This window comes from Corynebacterium xerosis NBRC 16721 = ATCC 373 (assembly GCF_001552415.1).
GTDB classification, from domain to species: Bacteria; Actinomycetota; Actinomycetes; order Mycobacteriales; family Mycobacteriaceae; genus Corynebacterium; species Corynebacterium xerosis.
On record NZ_BCRD01000005.1, the window covers coordinates 76,991 to 96,936 of the forward strand.

Annotated in this window: 14 protein-coding genes and 2 pseudogenes; 6 read left to right on the forward strand and 10 right to left on the reverse strand. The window is 69.4% G+C overall.

Annotated elements, in window-relative coordinates; translation table 11 throughout:
* Window positions 1-109: 109 nt before the first annotated feature.
* Window positions 110-1,219 (reverse strand): annotated as a pseudogene (locus CX1_RS09115) (Na+/H+ antiporter NhaC family protein); the annotation flags it as partial.
* A gap of 141 nt (window positions 1,220-1,360) precedes the next feature.
* A pseudogene (locus tag CX1_RS12930) lies at window positions 1,361-1,588 on the reverse strand (transporter permease); the annotation flags it as partial.
* A gap of 181 nt (window positions 1,589-1,769) precedes the next feature.
* Here CX1_RS12930 and hrpA point away from each other — a divergent pair.
* Window positions 1,770-5,708: an ATP-dependent RNA helicase HrpA gene (gene hrpA, locus CX1_RS09120; RefSeq protein ID WP_046649836.1), complete on the forward strand. Its 3,939-nt coding sequence runs from the start codon at window positions 1,770-1,772 to the stop codon at window positions 5,706-5,708.
* A 63-nt stretch (window positions 5,709-5,771) separates the two neighbouring features.
* Here the strand turns inward: hrpA and nrdR are convergent, their stop codons facing one another.
* A complete protein-coding gene (nrdR, locus tag CX1_RS09125; RefSeq protein WP_046649867.1) occupies window positions 5,772-6,221 on the reverse strand; it encodes a transcriptional regulator NrdR in 450 nt (149 codons plus the stop codon).
* Window positions 6,222-6,295: 74 nt separating this feature from the next.
* Entirely contained in the window at window positions 6,296-6,535 is a 240-nt protein-coding gene (locus tag CX1_RS09130; protein ID WP_046649838.1) for a hypothetical protein, read from the reverse strand.
* A gap of 504 nt (window positions 6,536-7,039) precedes the next feature.
* Here CX1_RS09130 and lexA point away from each other — a divergent pair.
* Window positions 7,040-7,753 (forward strand): transcriptional repressor LexA, encoded by a 714-nt coding sequence (gene lexA / locus CX1_RS09135; protein WP_046649839.1) that lies wholly within the window; start codon window positions 7,040-7,042, stop codon window positions 7,751-7,753.
* Window positions 7,754-7,888: 135 nt separating this feature from the next.
* On the opposite strand, the gene ptsP is transcribed toward lexA, so the two are convergent.
* On the reverse strand, window positions 7,889-9,574 hold the full coding sequence (ptsP, locus tag CX1_RS09140; protein ID WP_060925557.1) for a phosphoenolpyruvate--protein phosphotransferase: 1,686 nt from the start codon (window positions 9,572-9,574) through the stop codon (window positions 7,889-7,891).
* A gap of 256 nt (window positions 9,575-9,830) precedes the next feature.
* On the opposite strand from ptsP, the gene CX1_RS09145 reads away from it, so the two are divergent.
* From CX1_RS09145 to CX1_RS09160, 4 genes are read left to right on the forward strand one after another with little or no spacing between them, the layout of a single operon-like run.
* Window positions 9,831-10,610, forward strand: a complete 780-nt coding sequence (locus CX1_RS09145; protein ID WP_046649841.1) for a DeoR/GlpR family DNA-binding transcription regulator — start codon at window positions 9,831-9,833, stop codon at window positions 10,608-10,610.
* Window positions 10,607-11,572 carry a 1-phosphofructokinase family hexose kinase gene (locus CX1_RS09150; protein ID WP_060925558.1) on the forward strand — a complete coding sequence of 322 codons (966 nt, stop codon included), beginning with the start codon at window positions 10,607-10,609 and terminating at the stop codon, window positions 11,570-11,572. The genes CX1_RS09145 and CX1_RS09150 overlap by 4 nt, the downstream gene beginning before the upstream one ends.
* A gap of 26 nt (window positions 11,573-11,598) precedes the next feature.
* On the forward strand, window positions 11,599-13,683 hold the full coding sequence (locus CX1_RS09155) for a PTS fructose transporter subunit IIABC (RefSeq protein WP_060925559.1): 2,085 nt from the start codon (window positions 11,599-11,601) through the stop codon (window positions 13,681-13,683).
* 40 nt (window positions 13,684-13,723) lie between these two features.
* Window positions 13,724-13,996 (forward strand): HPr family phosphocarrier protein, encoded by a 273-nt coding sequence (locus CX1_RS09160; RefSeq protein ID WP_046649843.1) that lies wholly within the window; start codon window positions 13,724-13,726, stop codon window positions 13,994-13,996.
* Window positions 13,997-14,159: 163 nt separating this feature from the next.
* Here the strand turns inward: CX1_RS09160 and CX1_RS09165 are convergent, their stop codons facing one another.
* The 5 genes from CX1_RS09165 to CX1_RS09185 form a co-directional block, all read right to left on the reverse strand.
* Window positions 14,160-15,440 (reverse strand): uracil-xanthine permease family protein, encoded by a 1,281-nt coding sequence (locus CX1_RS09165; protein WP_046649868.1) that lies wholly within the window; start codon window positions 15,438-15,440, stop codon window positions 14,160-14,162.
* 147 nt (window positions 15,441-15,587) lie between these two features.
* A complete protein-coding gene (gene hflX / locus CX1_RS09170; protein ID WP_046649844.1) occupies window positions 15,588-17,060 on the reverse strand; it encodes a GTPase HflX in 1,473 nt (490 codons plus the stop codon).
* Between the two features lie 51 nt (window positions 17,061-17,111).
* Window positions 17,112-17,492 carry a FeoC-like transcriptional regulator gene (locus tag CX1_RS09175; protein ID WP_052753083.1) on the reverse strand — a complete coding sequence of 127 codons (381 nt, stop codon included), beginning with the start codon at window positions 17,490-17,492 and terminating at the stop codon, window positions 17,112-17,114.
* Entirely contained in the window at window positions 17,489-19,456 is a 1,968-nt protein-coding gene (feoB, locus tag CX1_RS09180) for a ferrous iron transport protein B (RefSeq protein ID WP_060925611.1), read from the reverse strand. The genes CX1_RS09175 and feoB overlap by 4 nt, the downstream gene beginning before the upstream one ends.
* 44 nt (window positions 19,457-19,500) lie before the next feature.
* Window positions 19,501-19,797 (reverse strand): ferrous iron transport protein A, encoded by a 297-nt coding sequence (locus tag CX1_RS09185; RefSeq protein ID WP_082719284.1) that lies wholly within the window; start codon window positions 19,795-19,797, stop codon window positions 19,501-19,503.
* Window positions 19,798-19,946: the final 149 nt, after the last annotated feature.

The window sequence follows — 19,946 nt, forward strand, 5'->3', positions numbered from 1 at the left end:
CGCCTCGTGCGGTCATTTCGGGCCCTGAAAAGGCGGTGAAATGACCGATAGAGACGGATTCTCGGGGGCGGTCGCGAGGGGCGACTGCGATGGTGAAGGCGATTGCCGCCTAGAGCACCATCGCCGCGATCCAGCCCGCCACCAGCAGCGGCAGGTTGAAGTGGATGAAGGTCGGGATGACCGAGTCGCGGATGTGATCGTGCTGGCCGTCGGCGTTGAGGCCGGCCGTCGGGCCCAGCGTGGAGTCCGACGCCGGCGAACCCGCGTCACCCAGCGCACCGGCGGTGCCGATGATGGCGACGGTGGCCAGCGGCGAGAACCCCAGCTCCGCGCACAGCGGCACGTAGATGGCGGAGATGATCGGCAACGTCGAGAACGACGAACCGATGCCCATGGTGACGATGAGGCCGACGATGAGCATCGCGAAGGCGGCGGCGGCCTGGGAGCCGGCGAACATGTCGGCGGAGGCCTCGACCAGCGGCTCGACGTCGCCGGTCTCGGTCATGACGGCGGCGAAGCCCTGGGCGGAGATCATGATGAAACCGATCAGGGCCATCATCTTCATGCCGGCCGTGAACACGTCATCGGCCTGGCGCCAGTTGACGCCGCCGGTGATCATGAACACCGCCAGGCCGGCCAGCGCGCCGATGAGCAGGGAGTCGGCCTCGAAATCGGTCGACTGCATCCAGACCTGGATGGCGAAAGTGACGAAGATGGCGATCAGGGCGATGACGATCTTGCGCTTCTCGATCGGCTTGGCCGCCGCGCGGGCGATGGTGCCCACCGCCGCGCCGTCGCCGGCGGCGTCCGGATCGGCGATGCCGGCCGGGGCGGAACCGGAGTCATCGGATCCGAAACCGTTGCCCGCATCCGACATGGCCTTGTCGGCGTAGGTCCGGGGCTTGCGGTAGCTGAAGAAAAGCGCGATGAGCAGGCCGATGAACATGCCCGCGGCCGGGATGCCCATGGCCTGCAGGATGTTGATGCCGCCGGTGTCCATGCCGGCCATCTCGATGTTGCCCAGCAAAATGTCGTTGAGGAAGATCGAGCCGAAGCCCAGCGGGATGAACATGTAAGTGGTCACCAAGCCGAACGTCAGCGCGCAGGCGGCGGCGCGGCGGTCGATGTTCAGCTTGTTCATGACCACCAGCAGCGGCGGGACGATCAGCGGGATGAACGCGATGTGCACCGGGATGAGGTTCTGCGACAGGACCGCCATCAGGGTGAAGCCGCCGAGCAGCGACCACTTCACCACGCCCACGGCCTTGGCGTTTGCCTCGGGCTCCTTGCGGGTGACCGCCCCGATGATCTTGGTGGCCAACAACTGCGGCAGTCCGGACTCCGCGACGGCCATGGCGAAGGCGCCGAGTAGCGCATAGCTGAGCGCGATGCGCGCGCCGCCGGACAGACCCTCCTGGAACGCCACCAGCGTCCCGTCGAAGCCGAGCCCGCCGAGCAGGCCGCCGACGAGTGCACCGATGAACAGGGACAAGACGACGTGCACGCGGCACAACGCCAGGATCAACATCACCGCGACGGCGATCAACACGGAGTTCATGAGAAAAACCTTAGTGAACGCCAAAGACATCTCCGCATCGAACGGCCTCGCGTGCCAGTGAGATTCCTAACGTCGCCAGCGGCTACCCTGGTCTGCAACCATGTCTGAGCAGAAGAAGAACCCCGGCCGCGCCAACCGCAGCAGCCAGCGACGCGGCCGCCGCTCCCCCGACGCACGGCCGGACGAGGCCACCCGGGGCGCGCGCCCCCAAATGGACAAGCGGCCCATCTACGCCCGCCTGGACGGCGTGACGTACGCGGAGGCCCGCAGCTTCCGCCGCCGCCTCAAGCGCGCCTCGGCACCCAACGCCGTCCACGCCATCGCCGAGGACATCGAGCTGGCGCGGCTGCGCGTCGAGGAACGCCGCGCCTCTCTGCCGACTATCACGTACCCGGAGTCGCTGCCGGTCTCCGCCCGCCGCGACGACATCGCCGAGGCCATCGAGAACAACCAGGTCACCGTCATCGCCGGCGAAACCGGCTCGGGCAAGACCACGCAGATCCCAAAGATCCTGCTCGACCTGGGCCGCGGCGTGCTGGGCAAGATCGGCCACACGCAGCCGCGCCGCCTTGCCGCGCGCACGGTGGCCGAGCGCATCGCCGACGAGCTCGGCGAGAAGATCGGCGGCCACGTCGGCTACGCCATCCGTTTCGACGACCGCATCGGCCGCGACACGTGCGTCAAACTCATGACCGACGGCATCCTGCTCGTCGAGATCCAGCGTGACCGGCTGCTGCTCGACTACGACACGATCATCATCGACGAGGCCCACGAACGCAGCCTCAACATCGATTTCCTGCTGGGCTACCTCAAGCGGCTGCTGCCCAAGCGCCCGGACCTGAAGGTCATCATCACCTCGGCGACCATCGACCCGGAGCGGTTCGCGGAGCATTTCGCCGACGCCGACGGCACGCCCGCACCGATCATCGAGGTCTCCGGCCGCACGTTCCCGGTCGAGGTCCGCTACCGCCCGTTGACCGTCGAGGAAACCGTCACGCGCAAGAACGGCCAGGTCGAAACCCGGGTCACGGACATCGACCAGATCGACGGCGTCGTCGGCGCCTGCCGCGAGCTCATGCACGAGGGCGACGGCGACATCCTGGTGTTCTTCTCCGGCGAGCGCGAGATCCGCGAGGCCGCCGAAGCCATCGAGGGCCAGAAGTGGCGCGGCGTCGAGGTCCTTCCCTTGTTCGGCCGATTGTCGAATGCGGAGCAGCACCGGGTTTTCGGGCCGCATGCTTCACGACGCATCGTCCTGGCCACCAACATCGCGGAAACGTCGCTGACGGTGCCGGGCATCCATTACGTGGTCGACACCGGTACCGCGCGCATCTCCCGGTACTCGACGCGCACGAAGGTCCAGCGCCTGCCCGTCGAGCCGGTGAGCCAGGCCAGCGCCAACCAGCGTTCGGGCCGGTGCGGCCGCGTGGCCGACGGCATCGCCATCCGTCTGTACTCCGAGGAGGACTTTCTCTCCCGTCCGGAGTTCACCGACCCGGAGATCCAGCGCACCAACCTCGCGTCGGTGATCCTGCAGATGGCCAACCTCGGCCTCGGTGACGTCGCGGCCTTCCCGTTCGTCGACGCCCCCGACCACAAGGCCATCCGCGACGGCGTGCAGCTTCTCGACGAACTCGGGGCCCTGGCCAAACCGGAGGAAGACGCCGGGCCGTCGTCAAGCAAGACCGGATCCAACGCGCTCGCCCTGACCCCCACCGGCCGCGAACTGGCGCGCATCCCCGTCGACCCGCGGCTGGCGCGCATGCTGGTCGAGGCCCACGCCAATGGCGCGCTCAAACCCGTGACCGTGGTCGTGGCGGCGCTGAGCCTGCAGGACGTGCGTGAACGGCCATTGGAAAAGCAGGCGCAGGCCGACCAGGCGCACGCCCGCTTCAAGGACGCCACCAGCGACTTCCTGTCCTACTTGAAGCTGTGGGAGCACCTGCAGGACAAGCGCCGCGAGCTGTCCGGCAACCAGTTCCGCAAGATGTGCCAGCGCGAGTTCCTGCACTACATGCGCGTGCGCGAGTGGCAGGACCTGATCCGCCAGCTCAACCAGGTCGTCGCCGATCTGGGTTGGAACTGGTCGGCCGAGGGCAACGAGCCCTCCCCCGATTCCATCCACCAGTCGCTGCTGGCCGGCCTGCTGTCGCAGATCGGCGTGCGCGAGGGCGAGGGCAAGGAGTTCACCGGCACCCGCAACACCAAGTTCCTGGTGCACCCGGCGTCGGCGCTGTCGAAGAAGCCGCCGCGCTGGGTGATGGCCGCGGAGATCGTCGAGACCTCCCGCACCTTCGCCCGCGACGCCGCGCGCATCGAGCCGGCGTGGGTGGAAAAGCTGGCCTCGCACCTGCTCAAGCACCAGTACTCCGAGCCGCATTGGTCCACCAAGCGCGGCGCGGCCATGGCGTACCAGAAGTCGACGCTCTATGGTGTGCCCGTCGTCGTCGACCGCGCGGTGCCGTACCACCGCGTCGATCCGACCGCCGCCCGCGAGATGTTCATCCGCCACGCGCTCGTCGACGGCGAGTGGACCACCCACCACAAGTTCTTCGCCGACAACCGCGCGAAGCTCGAGGAGGCCGCGCAGCTGGAGGACAAGGCGCGCCGCCGCGGCATCGTCGTCGACGACGACACGCTGTACGCCTTCTACGACGCCAAGATCCCGCACACCGCGACCACCGCCGCGAACTTCGACCGGTGGTGGAAGAAGACGTCGCAGTCGGACCCGCGCCTGCTCGACTTCGACCCGCACGCGCTGGTCAACCCCGATTCCCACGACGTCGACGCCGCCGCCTTCCCCGACCTGTGGCAGCAGGGCACCCTGGATTTCCAGTTGTCCTACCGCTTCGAGCCGGGCGCCGACGATGACGGCGTCACCCTCCACGTCCCCGTGCCACTGTTGGCGGGACTGCGCATGGAGGGCTTCGACTGGCTGGTGCCGGGTCTGCGGCAGGAGCTCGTGGAGTCGTTGATCCGCACGTTGCCCAAGGCTTCACGACGCTCCGTTGTCCCCGCCCCGGACTTCGCCGCACGGGCTCTGGCGTCCATGACCCCCTACGCCAGGCCCCTGCGTGAATCGCTTGCCGACGCCTTGCGACAATTGGGCGGTTCGGGCATCAACGCCGACGACTTCGACGTATCCAAGTTGCCGGCGCACCTGCGCTTCAACTTCGCCACCGTGGATCGGCGCGGGAAGATCACCGACCAGGACCGCGACCTGAAGGCACTGCAGCGGCGCCGCGCCGGCCAGGTGACCACCGCGGTGTCCAAGGCCGCCGGCGACTCCGAACATGCCGCGGTGAAGGAATGGACCGCCGACAACCTCGGTGCCGTGCCGGAAACCGTCCAGAACACCGTCGACGGCCAGAAGGTGACCGCCTACCCGACGCTGGTGGCCACGAAGGAGGGCGTGGCCGTCAAGGTCGTGCCCACCGAAGCCCAGGCGAAGGCGTCGTTGGTCACGGCGACGCTGACCATGCTGCTGCGCGATTGCCCCGTCCAGGCCAAGTCGATGGTCAAGGGTCTGCCCCTGCAGCAGCGGGTGGCCGTCGACGCGTGGCCGCACGGTGGTGCCGAGGGTCTGGTCGAGGATTGCCGCGTGACGGTGATCCGCGATCTGATGATGGCCGGGGGCGGTCCGGTGCGCGATCCTGACGAGTACGCGAAGCTGCGTGATTCCGTGAAGCCCCAGGTGCCGGGTCAGGTGCGGCAGTTGGTGGTCGGCATGGCCAAGGCCTTGCCGGCGTATCACCGTGTCGTGTCGCAGTTGGCCGAGTGGGACGGCCCCGCCATCGACGACATGCGGGCGCAGCTGGAGTTCATGCTGCCCAAGGGCGCCGTCGCGCGGCACGGCTGGTCGAACCTGCGGCATTTGCCACGGTACCTGGAGGCCATGGAGATCCGGTTGGCGGACATGGCGCTGGATCCCGATCGGGACGCCGAGTTGGAGGACGAGATCGCCGAGGTCGGCGAGTACCTGGAGAAGCGCCTGCAGCGTTTGCCCGAGGGGCGGCGCAAGTCGGTGGCCGTGCGGGACATCGGGTGGATGGTGCAGGAGTTGCGCGTCAGCTTGTTCGCCCAGCGCCTGGGCACCGCGAGGACGGTGTCGCCGCAGCGGATCAAGAAGGCGATAGACAAGCTGAAGTAGGCGCCGCCCCGGTATTCATGGGTGCCGTCAAGGCCATCAGCGCCGTCTGCGCCGTCTGCACCGTCAGGCGTCGCCGTTGCGCAGCGACAGGATCTCGTTTTCGAAGTCCTGGGCCGAGCTGAAGGACTTGTACACGGAGGCGAAGCGGAGATATCCGACTTCGTCCAGGTCGCGGAGCGGCTCGAGGATGGCCAGGCCGATGTCGTTGGAGTTGACCCGTGGGGTGGCCTTGGAACGCAGCGTTTCCTCGACTTGCTGGGCCAGCAGTTTCAGCGAGGCTTCGGGGACGTCGCGGCCCTGGCAGGCCCGGCGAACGCCGCGGATCACCTTGTCGCGGCTGAAGTCCTCGACCACGCCGTCGCGCTTGACCACGATCAGCTGGGACCGTTCGAGCGTGGTGAAGCGTTTACCGCACGCCAGGCACTCGCGCCGGCGGCGGATGGTCATCCCGTCGTCGATGAGACGCGAATCGATGACCTTCGTTTGGTCGTGGTGACAGAACTGGCAGTGCACGCTTCCGAGCATACGGTGCCGTCCGCTGCCCCCGGTGCCGAGCACCACCTCTTGCACTACCTGTTGCGCCGCAGCTACTTCAGCTGGGCGTCGGCCGCCCCGACGTAGGTGGGCGCCGGAGGGGCATCCGGAGCCGGCGCACCGAGTCCGGAGAAGTGCAGCATCAAGCCGAACACGGCGCCGACGCCGGCGACGACGGCCACGGACGCGCGATTGCGGCGCACCCCCTGCACGGGTCCGCGGACCACCGAACGCCCGCCGCGGATGTGGCCGGTGTTCGAAACTCCGGGCGTCGGCGAGGAAGTGAGCGCCATTCGCCGTGTGTTCGGACGGCGGGACGAACCCGAAACGCCGCCCGGGCGACCGTTCGACGGCCTGCGAGACGTGCGCACCCGCGTTCGATCCTTAGGAGCCGACTTTCGAACACCCGGCGCCGAGGGCCGACGTGCGACGGAAGGGCGAGACACGGAGGGGGCGGAATCCATCCACTCGGGGACATCCAGGTCATGGGTTCCATCAACGCCGGTCAGGGTGGTGGTGCGGTAGTCTTCGATAAAGGCGGTCATCGGTTGGTTCCTTCCATCCGGGGATCCGTGGAGAGTCGGTGAAACGGATTCGAAAATCCCTCTCGAACGCACTGCACGGATGTTCGACTGCGTTCCTGTGTTCGATTTATATCACCCGCCCCGGATCCCGTCCAGAGATGGGGGCGAAAACTTCGAACAGTTGTGCCACCCGGCATTGTTTTGGTGTAGGGTCGTGTTCGAACGGCAGGCACGATCGAACCGAGCGGGACCGAACCCAGTGGGAGTGGAGACATGGCCGAGAAGAAGAAGCCGACAAAGATGGAATTGACCGATCGCCAACGGCGCATCCTCGAAGTCATTCAGGACGCCGTGTCGCTGCGCGGGTACCCGCCGAGCATCCGGGAGATCGGTGACGCGGTGGGCCTCAACTCGACGTCTTCGGTGGCGTACCAGCTGAAGGAACTGGAGAAGAAGGGCGCGCTGCGCCGCGATCCCCACAAGCCCCGCGCCGTGGACGTCCGCGATCTGAAGCAGAAGCTGGACAAGCACGCGGGCAAGCCCGGCCCCAAGCCGAAGGGCTCGGCGGGCATCCCCGATGTTCCGGAAGGTGCCGCCGCCCCGACCTACGTCCCCATCGTCGGGCAGATCGCCGCGGGCAATCCGATTCTGGCCGAGCAGAGCATCGATGAGCACATGGCGCTGCCCGCCGAGCTCGTCGGGTCCGGTGACCTGTACATGCTCCGCGTGGTCGGCGAGTCGATGGTCGACGCCGGCATCTTCGACGGCGACTGGGTCGTGGTGAAGTCGCAGCAGACCGCGAACAACGGCGACTTCGTGGCCGCGATGATCGAGGGCGACGGCGAAAGCGAGGCCACCGTCAAGGAATGGCACGAGGACCGCGCCGGCAAGTGGCTGCTCCCCCACAACGACGCGTTCGAGCCGATCTCAGTCGATGGCCGGGTCACCATTCTCGGCCGCGTCGTCAGCGTGCTGCGCAGGCTCTGACGCCACGGCTGCGGTGAACACCGGATGCACCAGATCCGGATGCACGAGGGCCGGGCCCCGGGATCATTCCCGGGGCCCGGCCCTTTCTTCGTGCGCGCTACCGCGATGATTCGACGACTCGGCGATCGGCGACTTCTACGCCAGGCCGAGCACCTCTCGAACGGCCGCGCGCGCGCCATCGGCGTCGGAGGCGTTCAGTGCGGCGCGGGCGGCGGCCGCGCACTGCTCGGAGGTGACCTCCGCCAACTGCGCGCCGACCCCGGACAGCGCGGTGGCCGCCGCCGACAGCGAGTTGACGCCCAGGCCGACCAGCACGCAGGCCAGCAACGGATCGGCGGCGGCTTCGCCGCACACGCCGACCGGCGTGCCCGAATCCCGGCCGGAACGGCAGGTCATGTCGATCAGGCGCAGCACCGCCGGCTGCCACGGATCCGTCAGGTAGGCCAGGTGCGGCGAGAGACGATCCGCCGCCATCGCGTACTGGGTCAGGTCGTTGGTGCCGATGGACACGAAGTCGAGAACCTTCATCAGGTCATGGCTCATCAAGGCCGCGGCGGGAATCTCGATCATCGCGCCGGGGGTCAGGCCACGCTCGCGGCACAACCCGGCGAACCACTCCGCTTCCTCCAGTGTCGCGACCATCGGGGCCATGACCCACGTCGGCGCCTCCGGGTCCCGCCCGGCCTTGGTGCCTGCCAGAGCAATGGCATCGAGCTGGCGCTCCATTAACCCCGAATTCGAACGCGAGATGCGCAGGCCGCGCACGCCGAGCGCCGGGTTGTCCTCGTGCTCCAAGTTCGCGAACGCCAGCGGCTTGTCGGAGCCGGCGTCGAGGGTCCGCAGCACGATCTTCTGCTGGGGGAAGGCCTTGAGCACCGTCGCGTAGATGTCGGCCTGATTCTCCACCGTCGGTTCGGTCGCGGCGGACAAGAAGCACAGCTCGGTGCGGAACAAGCCGATGCCCTCCGCCGCACCCTGGGCCGCGATGCGTGCGGCATTGCCGTCGCCGACGTTGGCCAGAAGCTGCACCCGGTCGCCATCGGCCGTGCGGCCCGGCCCCTCCCAGGCGGCGATCTTGTCGGCCATGCGGGCGGCTTCCGCCACTGCCGCCGCGGCGACCTCCGGGTCCGGGTCCACGGTCACGGTTCCACTGGCCCCGTCGACGAGGGTCATCGCCCCGGAGTCGATGTCTCGCAGACCCGCACCGGCGGCGACGACGCAGGGCACGCCCAGCTGGCGGGCAATGATGGCCGTATGCGAGGTCGGGCCGCCGAGGGCGGTGACCATGGCGACGAACAGGTCGGGATCCAATGTGGCGGTGTCTGCGGGAGACAGGTCGTCGGCAAGCAAAACGGACGGCGCAGCCACCGCGGGCAGCCCCGGCTCCTCCTCGCCACGAAGCTCGGCGATGACGCGGTCGCGGATATCCTCCAGGTCGGTGGTGCGCTCGGCCATGACGCCGCCGGCGGCCTTGAACATTTCCACGAACTTCTCGATCGCCGCCATCGTCGCGGCATCGCCGCGTTCGCCGCCCTTGATCTTCTTCACCGCCGCCCGGTGCCAGCCGCGGTCCAGGGTCAACTTCGACGTGGCCAACAGCACTTCCGCGGCGCTGCCCTCGGCGCGATTGGCGCGGGCCGCCAAACGCTCGGACACCGCGTTCGTCGCCGTGCGGAACCGCTCGATTTCCAAGTCAACGTCACCGCCCGGAATCGGCGTGCCCTCCTGGGGCAGGGCGGGACGGGGGCGCGCCCACACGGCGGGCGCATAACCCACTCCCGGGACGACTGCGGTTGCCTTCAATGCTGCGGACGGGGACATGGGGCTCCTCGGGACGGCGATGGTGTACCGCGAATTCGGACGAAAGTTTCGCTGCACCAAGCCTACTCCAAATTTCCCACATTGAAACCAAAATCTTTCTTGACTTTCCAACATAATCGGGCATGATTGAAGGCAACGGAGCCGCGGCTTTCGCCAAGGTCACACGACTTATTACCAGCCCACCAAAATCGGGCACCGGAACCGGACATGATTCGCCGAAACGGGCATCGCCCGCCGGCCAGTACAGGAGACCACCGTGTACGCAGAAGAACGCCGACGCAAAATCGCATCACTGACGGCGGTGGAGGGCCGCGTGACGGTCTCCGACCTCGCCCACCACTTCGACGTCACCGCGGAGACCATCCGGCGCGACCTGGCGCAGCTCGACGGCGAGGGCGCCGTCCACCGCGTCCACGGCGGCGCCGTGGCGGCGAAATCCTTCCAGACCGTCGAGGTCAGCGTCGACGCCCGCAAGAAGGCGCAGAAGGACGCCAAGCGCTCCATCGCCCGGGCGGCCGTGGATTATCTGCCGTCCTCCGGCGGCGGCGTCTTCCTCGACGCCGGCACCACCACCGAGGCGTTGGCCGAGCTGATGGCCGCCTTCCCCGAGGAACGCCACTGGTCGGTGGTGACCAACTCGCTGCCCAGCGCCCTGACGCTGGCGGGCGCGCCGTACATCGAACTGCAGCTGCTCGGCGGCCAGGTCCGCGCCATCACGCAGGCCGTCGTCGGCGATGCCGCCCTGCGCGCGCTGGCGCTCATGCGCGCCGACGTCGCGTTCATCGGCTCCAACGCCCTGACCATCGACCACGGCCTGTCCACCGCCGACCCGCAGGAAGCCGCCGTCAAGCGCACCATGATCACCAACGCCCGCAAGGTGGTGGTCATGTGCGATTCGACGAAGCTCGGCCGCGACTTCCTGGTCAGCTTCGCCGCCCTCGACGACATCGACGTGGTCATCACGGACCCGTCGGCGCCGCAGGCGTTCATCGACGAGCTCCGGGACCACGACGTCAAGGTGATCGTGGCGCGATGATCCTGACCCTGACCGCGAACCCGTCCATCGACCGCACCACCACCGTCAAAGGCCGCCTGGAACGCGGCGGGGTCTACCGCCTGGCCATGCAGTCGGACGTCCCGGGCGGCAAGGGGGTCAACGTGTCCGCGGCCGTGGCCAACGCCGGCCACGACACGCTGGCGCTGTATCCGGCGGCGAACAACGGGCGGTTTTCCCGCCTGCTGGCCGAGACGAACATCCCGCACGAGGCCATCGACTTGCCCGACGAAGCCCGCGTGAACCTGACCATCGTCGAGGACGACGGCACGACCACGAAGCTGAACACCCCGGGCGCGCTGCTCTCGCAGGCCGACGCCGACCGCATCCTGGAGCGTCTTTCCCACCACGCCCCCGGTGCATCGTGGGTGGTGCTGGCCGGTTCCCTGCCCCCGGGCGTCCCGGTCGACTTCTGGGCCACCTGCGTGCGCGCCGTGCGGGACGCCAACCCCGATGCCGGCATCGCTGTCGACACCTCCGATGCGCCGCTGCTGGCCCTCGGCGAGGCGTTTCCCGCCTCCGCCCCCGAGGTCATGAAGCCCAATGGCCTGGAGCTCGGCCAACTCGCCGGACTCGACGGCGTCGAGCTGGAAAAGCGCGCCGCCGCCGGGGACCTCGCCCCCGTCGTCGCCGCGGCCCGTCGCCTCAACGATTCCGGCGTCGGCGAAGTGCTGGTCACCCTCGGCGCAGCCGGTGCGGTGCTCGTGCTTTCCGACGCCCCCGCCCTCGCGGCCACGCCGCCGCCCATCGTCCCGCTGTCCACCGTCGGCGCCGGGGACAGCTCCCTGGCCGGTTACCTGCTCGCCCGCGAAGACGGGCTCGACGCCGCCGGGGCCCTGGCCCGCGCCGTCGCCTACGGTTCCGCCGCCACGTCGCTTCCCGGCACCACCATCCCCCGCCCCGATCAGACCAAGCCCGGCGACGTCGTCGTCCGCGAAATCTGAGCCCCTCCACCGCACGAGGAGTACCCATGACTTCCCAGGTCATCCTCCCGGAGCTCGTCGAACTCGACGTCGCACCGGGCGACACCCCCGAATCCGTCATCCGGCATCTGGCGTCGCTGGTCACCGCCGCCGGCCGCGCGGCCGATGCCGACGAGCTCGCCGCAGACGCCCTGGCCCGCGAGGCCAAGTCCGGCACCGGCGTGCCCGGCGGCGTGGCCATCCCCCACTGCCGCTCCGAGTCGGTCACCGAGCCGACCCTGGCGTTCGCCCGTCTGTCCCGCCCGGTCGACTTCTCCGGCCCCGACGGGCCGGCTGACCTGGTGTTCCTCATCGCCGCCCCCGCCGGCGGCGGAAAGGCGCACCTGAAGATCCTGTCCAAGCTGGCCCGCGGCCTGGTGAAGAAGGATTTCCGCGCCGCACTGCGCGGTGCCGCCACCGCCGAAGAAATCGTCGACGTCGTCGATGCCCGCATCGCCGGCACCGCCCAGAAGACGGCCTCGGAGCCCACGTCGGCCTCCGAGCGTTCCGCCCCCGTCGCCGCGGCCACCGCCACGAAGGCGGTCACCCGCATCGTCGCGGTCACCGCGTGCCCGACCGGCATCGCCCACACCTACATGGCCGCCGACTCGCTGACGCAGGTCGCCGACGAGCGCGACGACGTCGAGCTGGTCGTGGAAACCCAGGGTTCCTCCGCAGTCAAGCCAGTGCCCGCGGAGACCATCGCCGCCGCCGACGCGGTCATCTTCGCCACCGACGTCGGCGTCAAGGACCGCGGCCGCTTCGCCGGAAAGCCCGTCGTGGAATCCGGCGTCAAGCGCGCCATCAACGAACCCGCCGTGATGGTCGACGAGGCCATCGCCGCCGCCAAGGACCCCAACGCCAAGAAGGTGGCGGGCACGGTTGCGGTGGACGACGCCGGGTCGTCGTCAAGCGAAGGCGGTTCCACCCTCGGCTGGGGCAAGCGCATCCAGCAGGCGGTGATGACCGGCGTCAGCTACATGGTGCCCTTCGTCGCCGCCGGCGGTCTGCTGCTGGCGCTGGGCTTCCTGTTCGGCGGCTATGAAGTCGCCGGGGTCGCCGACCGCGTCTCGCAGGGCTACACGCTGTGGAACCTGCCCGGCAACGAGATCCCCATGGACGACGGCACCGTCACCACGGTCGACCGCTCCGGGATCCTGCTGTACATCGGCGCGATCCTGTTCGCGACCGGCAACTTCGGCATGGGCGTCATCGTGGCGATCCTGTCGGCGTTCATCGCCTACGGCCTGGCCGGCCGCCCCGGCATCGCCCCCGGCTTCATCGGCGGCGCGATCTCCGTGGCCATCGGCGCGGGCTTCCTCGGCGGCCTGGTCACCGGCATCATCGCCGGCCTGATCGCCCTGTGGCTGACGTCGCTGGCCGTGCCGCGCTGGCTGGCGTCGCTGATGCCCGTGGTCATCGTGCCGCTGGTCGCCTCCGTCGGCGTCGGCCTGCTGATGTTCCTGTTCCTCGGCCGCCCGCTGACCTCGCTGATGAACTCCATGGCCGAGTGGCTCGGCGGCATGTCCGGCAGCTCCGCGATCCTGCTGGGCATCATCGTCGGCCTGATGATGTGCGCCGACATGGGCGGGCCGATCAACAAGGCCGCCTACCTCTTCGCCACCGCCGGGTTGTCCACCGGTGACGAGGCCTCCATGCAGGTCATGGCCGCCGTCATGGGTGCGGGCATGGTGCCGCCGCTGGCGCTGGCCCTGTCCTCCGCGCTGCGCCCGAAGCTGTACACGCAGGCCGAGCGCGAAAACGGCAAGGCCGGCTGGCTGCTCGGCGCATCCTTCATCTCCGAGGGCGCCATCCCGTTCGCCGCCGCGGACCCGCTGCGCGTCATCCCGTCGATCATGGCCGGCGGCGCGGTCACCGGTGCCCTGTCCATGGCCTTCGGCGCCGCGTCGCGCGCCCCGCACGGCGGCGTGTTCGTCTTCTTCGCCATCGACAACGTGCTCGGCTGGTTCGCCGCGATCATCGCCGGCGCGATCGTCGGCGCGGTGCTGGTCAGCGCCCTGAAGCAACTGTGGCCGCGCAAGGTCGCCGCAGCCCCGGCCGGAACCCCGGCCGCGACCGCCGCTTCCGCGTAAAATCGTCAATCAAAAGCCACCATCGAAAGGACCATCAACAATGGCCTCCAAGACCGTGACCGTCGGCTCGACCGTCGGCCTGCACGCCCGTCCCGCGACGCTGATCGCCGATGCCGCCGCCGAGTACGACGAGGAGATCCTCATCGAGCTCGTCGAGTCCGACGACGATGACGAGCCCGCCGACGCCGCCAGCTCCCTGATGATCATGGCGCTGGGCGCCGAGCACGGCGACCAGGTCACCGTCACTTCCGACGATGCCGCCGCGGTGGAGAAGATCGCCGCGCTCATCGAGCAGAACCTCGACGAGGAGTAGCCTCCCCCGGTTGCTTCGGCGGCCCGGGCTCTGCAGTCCCCTGCTTTGCGACGGCCGCCCGCACCACGGCACCTCGCACGAGAATGGCCCCGCCCGGATTCTTCCGGGCGGGGCCTCGTGCGTCGCCCACGTGGGCGTCGTCAAGCGAAAAGGAGCGGGGACGCTATTCCCTGAAGGCCGCGAACTGGCCCTCGCCGATGCGGCGGTAGAGCCAGCGCAGGATCGGGTAGCCGACGATGATGCCGACCGACCCCCAGGCGATGCCCTCCAGCTCCAGCGAACCGATGGACAGCGTGAGGTTGCCGATGCCGGCGATCATCGCGGTGGCCGCCGCGACGAGGTTGACGGGGTTGTTGAAGTCGACGCCGTTGTCCATCCAGATGCGGATGCCCAGCATGCCGATCAGGCCGTAGAGCACCAGCGTCGCGCCACCGAGGACGCCCTCGGGGATGGTGAGGATCAGCGCGCCGAACTTGGGGATGAACGCCAGCGCGATCGCCGTGAACGCCGCGACCCAGTAGGCGGCCGTGGAGTACACGCGGGTGGCGGCCATGACGCCGATGTTCTCCGCGTAGGTCGTGGTGCCCGAACCGCCGGCGCCACCGGCCAGCGTGGTGGCCAGACCATCGGCGATGAGCGCGTCGCCGGCGAGATCGTCGAGGTTGCGGCCCGTCATCGCCGAGACCGCCTTGACGTGGCCGACGTTTTCCGCGATGAGAACCACGATCACCGGCAGGCCGATGAGCATGGCGTTGAGGTGGAATTCCGGGGCGTGGAAGTCCGGCAGGCCGAACCAGGCGGCCTCGCGCACCGAGGCGGTCGCGTCCGGCGACAGGTTGCCGGTGACGGTGGCGAAGGCCCAGCCGACGACGACGCCGATGAGCACGCCCAGGCGCGCGATCATGCCGCGGCCCGCGACCGTGGCCACCAGGATCGACAGCATGGTCACCGCGGCGACCAGGGGCTGCGCCGAGAAGTTCGTGGCGGCCACCGGGGCCAGGTTGAAGCCGATCAGCGCCACGATGGCGCCGGTGACGGCCGGCGGCATCACCGCGTCGAGTGCGGCGCGGCCGGCCTTCTTCACTATGACGCCGACGAGGACCAGCACGATGCCGGCGGTGATGACCACGCCGGACTGCGCGGCGATGCCCTGCGCCTGCGTCGCCGTCAGCGGCGCGATGAACGCGAAGGACGAGCCGAGGTAGCTGGGCAGCCGGTTGCGGGTGATCAGCAGGAACAGGATCGTGCCGATGCCCGAGAACAGCAGCGTGGTGTTGACCGGGAAGCCGGTCAGCAGGGGCACCAGCAGCGTGGCGCCGAACATGGCGATCACGTGCTGCATGCCGATGCCGATGGTGCGCGGCCAGTCCAGCCGCTCCTCCGGGGCCACGACCGCGCCGGGCGCGATGGTGCGGCCGTCGCCGTGGAGGTCCCAGCCGAACAGGCGGCCGCGGGCGGCCGGGTGGTCGGGGTGATCCGGGTGATCGGGATGGGCGGGGTCGATGGCCGGGCGGCCCTGGCCGCCGTCGGCCGGTGAATGCTCGTTGGTCACGGGCGTGATGTTACCGCCCGGACCCGCGGACACGGACCTCTACGCGGGTTCCGGCTCCGGCAGCTCGGGGTCGACGATGAACTCCTCGAGTTCGCGGGCCATCGAGCGCGGCAACCGGACGTCGAGGACGGTGCCGTCGGCGCCGTACTGCTCGTCGAGGACGGTCGCCTGCTCGTGGAGGCGGGAGACGAGGTCGCCGCGGTCGAACGGGATGAGCACCGACACGTGGGCGTCCATGGCGTTCAGAGCCAGCTCGATGCGCGTTTCCAGCTCCGCGATGCCCTCACCGGTGGCGGCGGAGGTGAACACGACGTCGTCGAGGACGTGGCGCATCTCGGCCAGCGTCGCGGGGTCGGCCAGGTCGACCTTGTTGACCACCAGCAGCTCCGGCGGCACCTCCGCCTTCTGCTCGGCGGCGATGTCGCCGATGACGGTGTTGACGGTGCGGATCTGCTCCAGCGGGAACGGGTCGGAGCCGTCGACGACGTGGAGGATCAGGTCGGCCTCGAGGATCTCCTCCAGCGTCGAGCGGAACGCCTCGACCAGCTGCGTGGGCAGGTGCCGGACGAAGCCGACGGTGTCGGTCATGATCACGGTGCGGCCGTCGCGCAGCTCCGCGCGGCGCGTCGTCGGGTCGAGGGTGGCGAACAGCGCGTCCTCCACCAGCACGCCCGCGCCGGTCAGGGCGTTGAGCAGCGAGGACTTGCCGGCGTTGGTGTAGCCGGCGATGGCGATGCGCGGCAGGTGGCCGGCCTTGCGGCGGGCGCGCTTGATCTCGCGGGAGGTCTTCATCCCCTCGAGTTCCTTGCGGATGCGCGCCATGTCCTGGCGCAGGCGGCGGCGGTCGGTCTCGATCTTCGTCTCGCCGGGGCCGCGCAGGCCGACGCCGCCGTTGGAGCCGGCGCGGCCGCCCGCCTGGCGCGACAGGGAGTGGCCCCAACCGCGCAGACGCGTAATCAGGTACTGCATCTGGGCCAGCGACACCTGCGCCTTGCCCTCCTTGGACTTCGCGTGCTGGGCGAAGATGTCCAGGATGAGCATGGTGCGGTCGATGACCTTCGCGTCGAGCTTGTCCTCCAGCGCCACCAGCTGGCCGGGCGAGAGCTCGCCGTCGGCGATGACGGTGTCGGCGCCGGTGGCCTTGACTATGTCGCGCAGCTCGGCGACCTTGCCGGAGCCGATGTAGGTGCCGGGGTCGGGCTTGTCGCGGCGCTGCAGCACGGATTCCAGGACCTCGGAGCCGGCGGTTTCCGCCAGCGCGGCGAGCTCGCCCATCGCTGCTTCGGCTTCTGCGAGAGTGCCCTGCGTCCACACGCCGAGCAGGATGACCCGTTCCAGGCGCAGCTGGCGGTACTCGACTTCGGTGATGTCCTCGGCGTCGGTGACGTGCGTCGCCGCGCGGGTCAGGCGGCGCAGCGATGAGCGCGCCTCCAGATCCAGGTCGCCGGTGGTGGGCTGCGGGGCCCGGAGGGAATCGTCGATGTCGCGGTCGTTCATGGGGGTGTCAGTCATGTTCCGGCCATTGTCTCATGACCACCGCGAAAGCCCATATCCCCCGCGGGGTCAGGACCTGCGGGTCAGGACGAGGGCGACGGGTCCGGGCGGGCCGTCGCCGATGCGTGACGACGGGCACGCCGACCCGTCCCCGCCCGCATGCGCGCAGCCACCGCACCCGCTCGACGGGCACGACGACGCCATGCGTTCCCGGCGCAGGGAGCCCGTGCGCTCGAGGTGGTCGATCGCCGCGTCGACGGTGGACCGGGACAGGCCGGTGGCGGCGGCGATGGCGGAACGCGACGTCACTCCGTCGGCGATGGCGGAGCGGACCGCAGCCAACGGGGTGCCCGTGGCCGACGAATGAAGGGTGGTCTGGACGGACGCCGGGCCGTCGTCACGCGAAGCTCGCAGCGTGCGGGAAAACAGGGAGCTCAGAAAGGTGCTCACAGGAACAACCTCAGAATCTGGAAGGCGGCGACGGCGAGCACCCACGCGCCGACGAGCTGCGATGCCAGGCCGAACATCGTCCATTTCAGGCCGATCTCGCGTTTCTGCGCGGCGAGCGTGGCCACGCATGGGGTGTAGGCGAGCAGGAAGATCATGAAGGCCCACACCGCGGCGAGCGCGTGCCCGCCGGAGGCGTCGTCGAAGTCGGCGCGGATGCGGTCGGCGAGGTCGCTGCTGCGCTGTTCGTCGGCCTCGGCGTCGGTGACGTCCTCCACCGCGTAGGTCTGCGCCCACGTGGAGATGACGGCCTCCTTGGCCACGAACCCGGTCAGCAACGTGCCCGTCAGCGACCAGGACCCGAAACCGGCCGGAGCGAAGACCGGCGAGACGGTCTCGGAGACCACGCCGTAGGCGGAGTCGCGCGGCGGCAGGTTCTCGTCCGCGAAGCCGTATCCCGGGGCGACGGGCACGGACATCAGCGCCCACACCGCGACGACGGTGACCACGATGATGCCGCCGGCGGTCTTCAGGAATCCCTTCAATCGGGTCCACGCCACGGACAGCGCCAGGCGCGGCATCGGCAGCTGATACGTCGGCAGGTCGATGACCAGCGGCTCCGACGGCATCGCGCGCCACAGGGTGTGCCGCAGCACCAGGCCGGTGAGCACGACCAGGCCGATGGAGATCAGGTACATGAGGAACACGACCGAGCCGGCGTTGCCCGGGAAGAACACCGCGGCGAGCATGACGTAGACGGTCAGTCGCGCGCTGCAGGACGTGAACGGGATGAGCAGTGCGGTGAGAATGCGGTGGCGCGGATTGCCCAGGACGCGGGTGGCCGAGATGGCCGGGACGTTGCAGCCGAAGCCGACGATGAGCGGGATGAACGCCTTGCCCGGCAGGCCGATGGCGCGCATGACGCGGTCGGTGACCACGGCGGCGCGGGCCATGTAACCGGAGTCCTCCAGCACCGCCAGGCACAGGAACATCAGGGCCATCAGCGGGGCGAAGGTCAGCACCATGCCCACGCCGCCGATGAGCCCGTCGACGACCAGCCCCGTCGGCACCGGGCCGCCGAGCCCGACGGCCTCCATGCCGGAGCGCACCCAGTCGGAGACCGGGCCGGTGACCAGCGATTCCAGTCCATCCTGCAGGGGTGCGGCGACGACGGTGGTGATCTGGAAGACAACCCACATCACCCCCAGGAACAGCAGCGGTCCGGCGAAGGAGTTGAGGGCGACGCGGTCGATGCGGTCCGACCAGGTGACGCGGGCCCCGCGGTCCGTGGTGGAGGCGGCGACGACGCGGTCGATGAAGGCGAAGCGGGCCTCGTCGGCGGCGTCGGTGTCGGCGTCTCCCCCGGCCGCGTCCCCGGCTTCCGCGCCCGCCCGGATGACGCGGGCGCAGCCGGTCATGGCGCCGGCGACGGCCGTGCGCACGTCATCGACTCCGGCCCGGCGGCGCGGGTCGACGGCGACGACGGGCACGCCCAACGCCCGCTGCATGGCTCCGGCGTCGACGTCCAGGCCCTGTGCCGCGGCGACGTCGACCTTGGTCAGCACCACGACGAGCCGGTAGGAATGCTCGGCGATCTCGGAGAACAGGTACAGGCCGCGGGCCGGGGCGGTCGCGTCGACCGCGACGATCACCAGATCCGGGCGTTCGCCTTCGGGGCGGTTGATCAGCATCTCGCGGGTGAGCTCCTCGTCGGGACTCATCGCGTCGAGGGAGTAGGCGCCGGGGAAATCGATGACGTCGTAGGTGACGTCGTCGGCCTTCCATGCGCCGCGGCTGATTTCCACGGTGGTGCCGGGCCAGTTGCCCATCTGCGCCTTCGCGCCGGTCAGGGCGTTGAACAGCGTCGACTTTCCGGAGTTGGGGGCACCGACCAGACCGATCACCGGGGCGCCCGCGGGTGCGGGCGAGCCATTGGCGCAGGCGTGGCAGCTGGGAGCGACGGCCATCGCGGTGGTGCCGGTCATGGTGGCGCGGCCGGGCGTGGTGGCCTTCATCGCAGCACGTCCATCATCTCGAGGGTGGCGCGGTCGATCGCGTAGCGCGAGGTCCCGGACTTGATCACCCGTCCCCCGCCGGCGGTGCGCGGCCCGATGGTGACCGCCATCCCGGGGCGCAGGCCCAACTGGGCGAGGCGGCGGCACAGGCGCGGCTCGGTGCGCGGCGCCGACAACACGACGGTTGCGCCTGCCGCTACGTCGGAGAGTCGTTCCACGGCGGGTGCGTCGGTGACGGCCGCCTCGATGGTGCCGGTGCCGGGGGCCCGATCGCCGTTTTGCCGAATTGCCATGTTGGCCATTCCTCCACGTCAACGAAGTCGTTTTCTGCATGCATAGTGGACACTGACTTAAATAACTAAGGTCAGCCTAGCCCCGCCGAATAGGTGAACGCTACTCCATTTTCGCGTCAACCGATGAGTGATGCCTCACATCTCCCCGG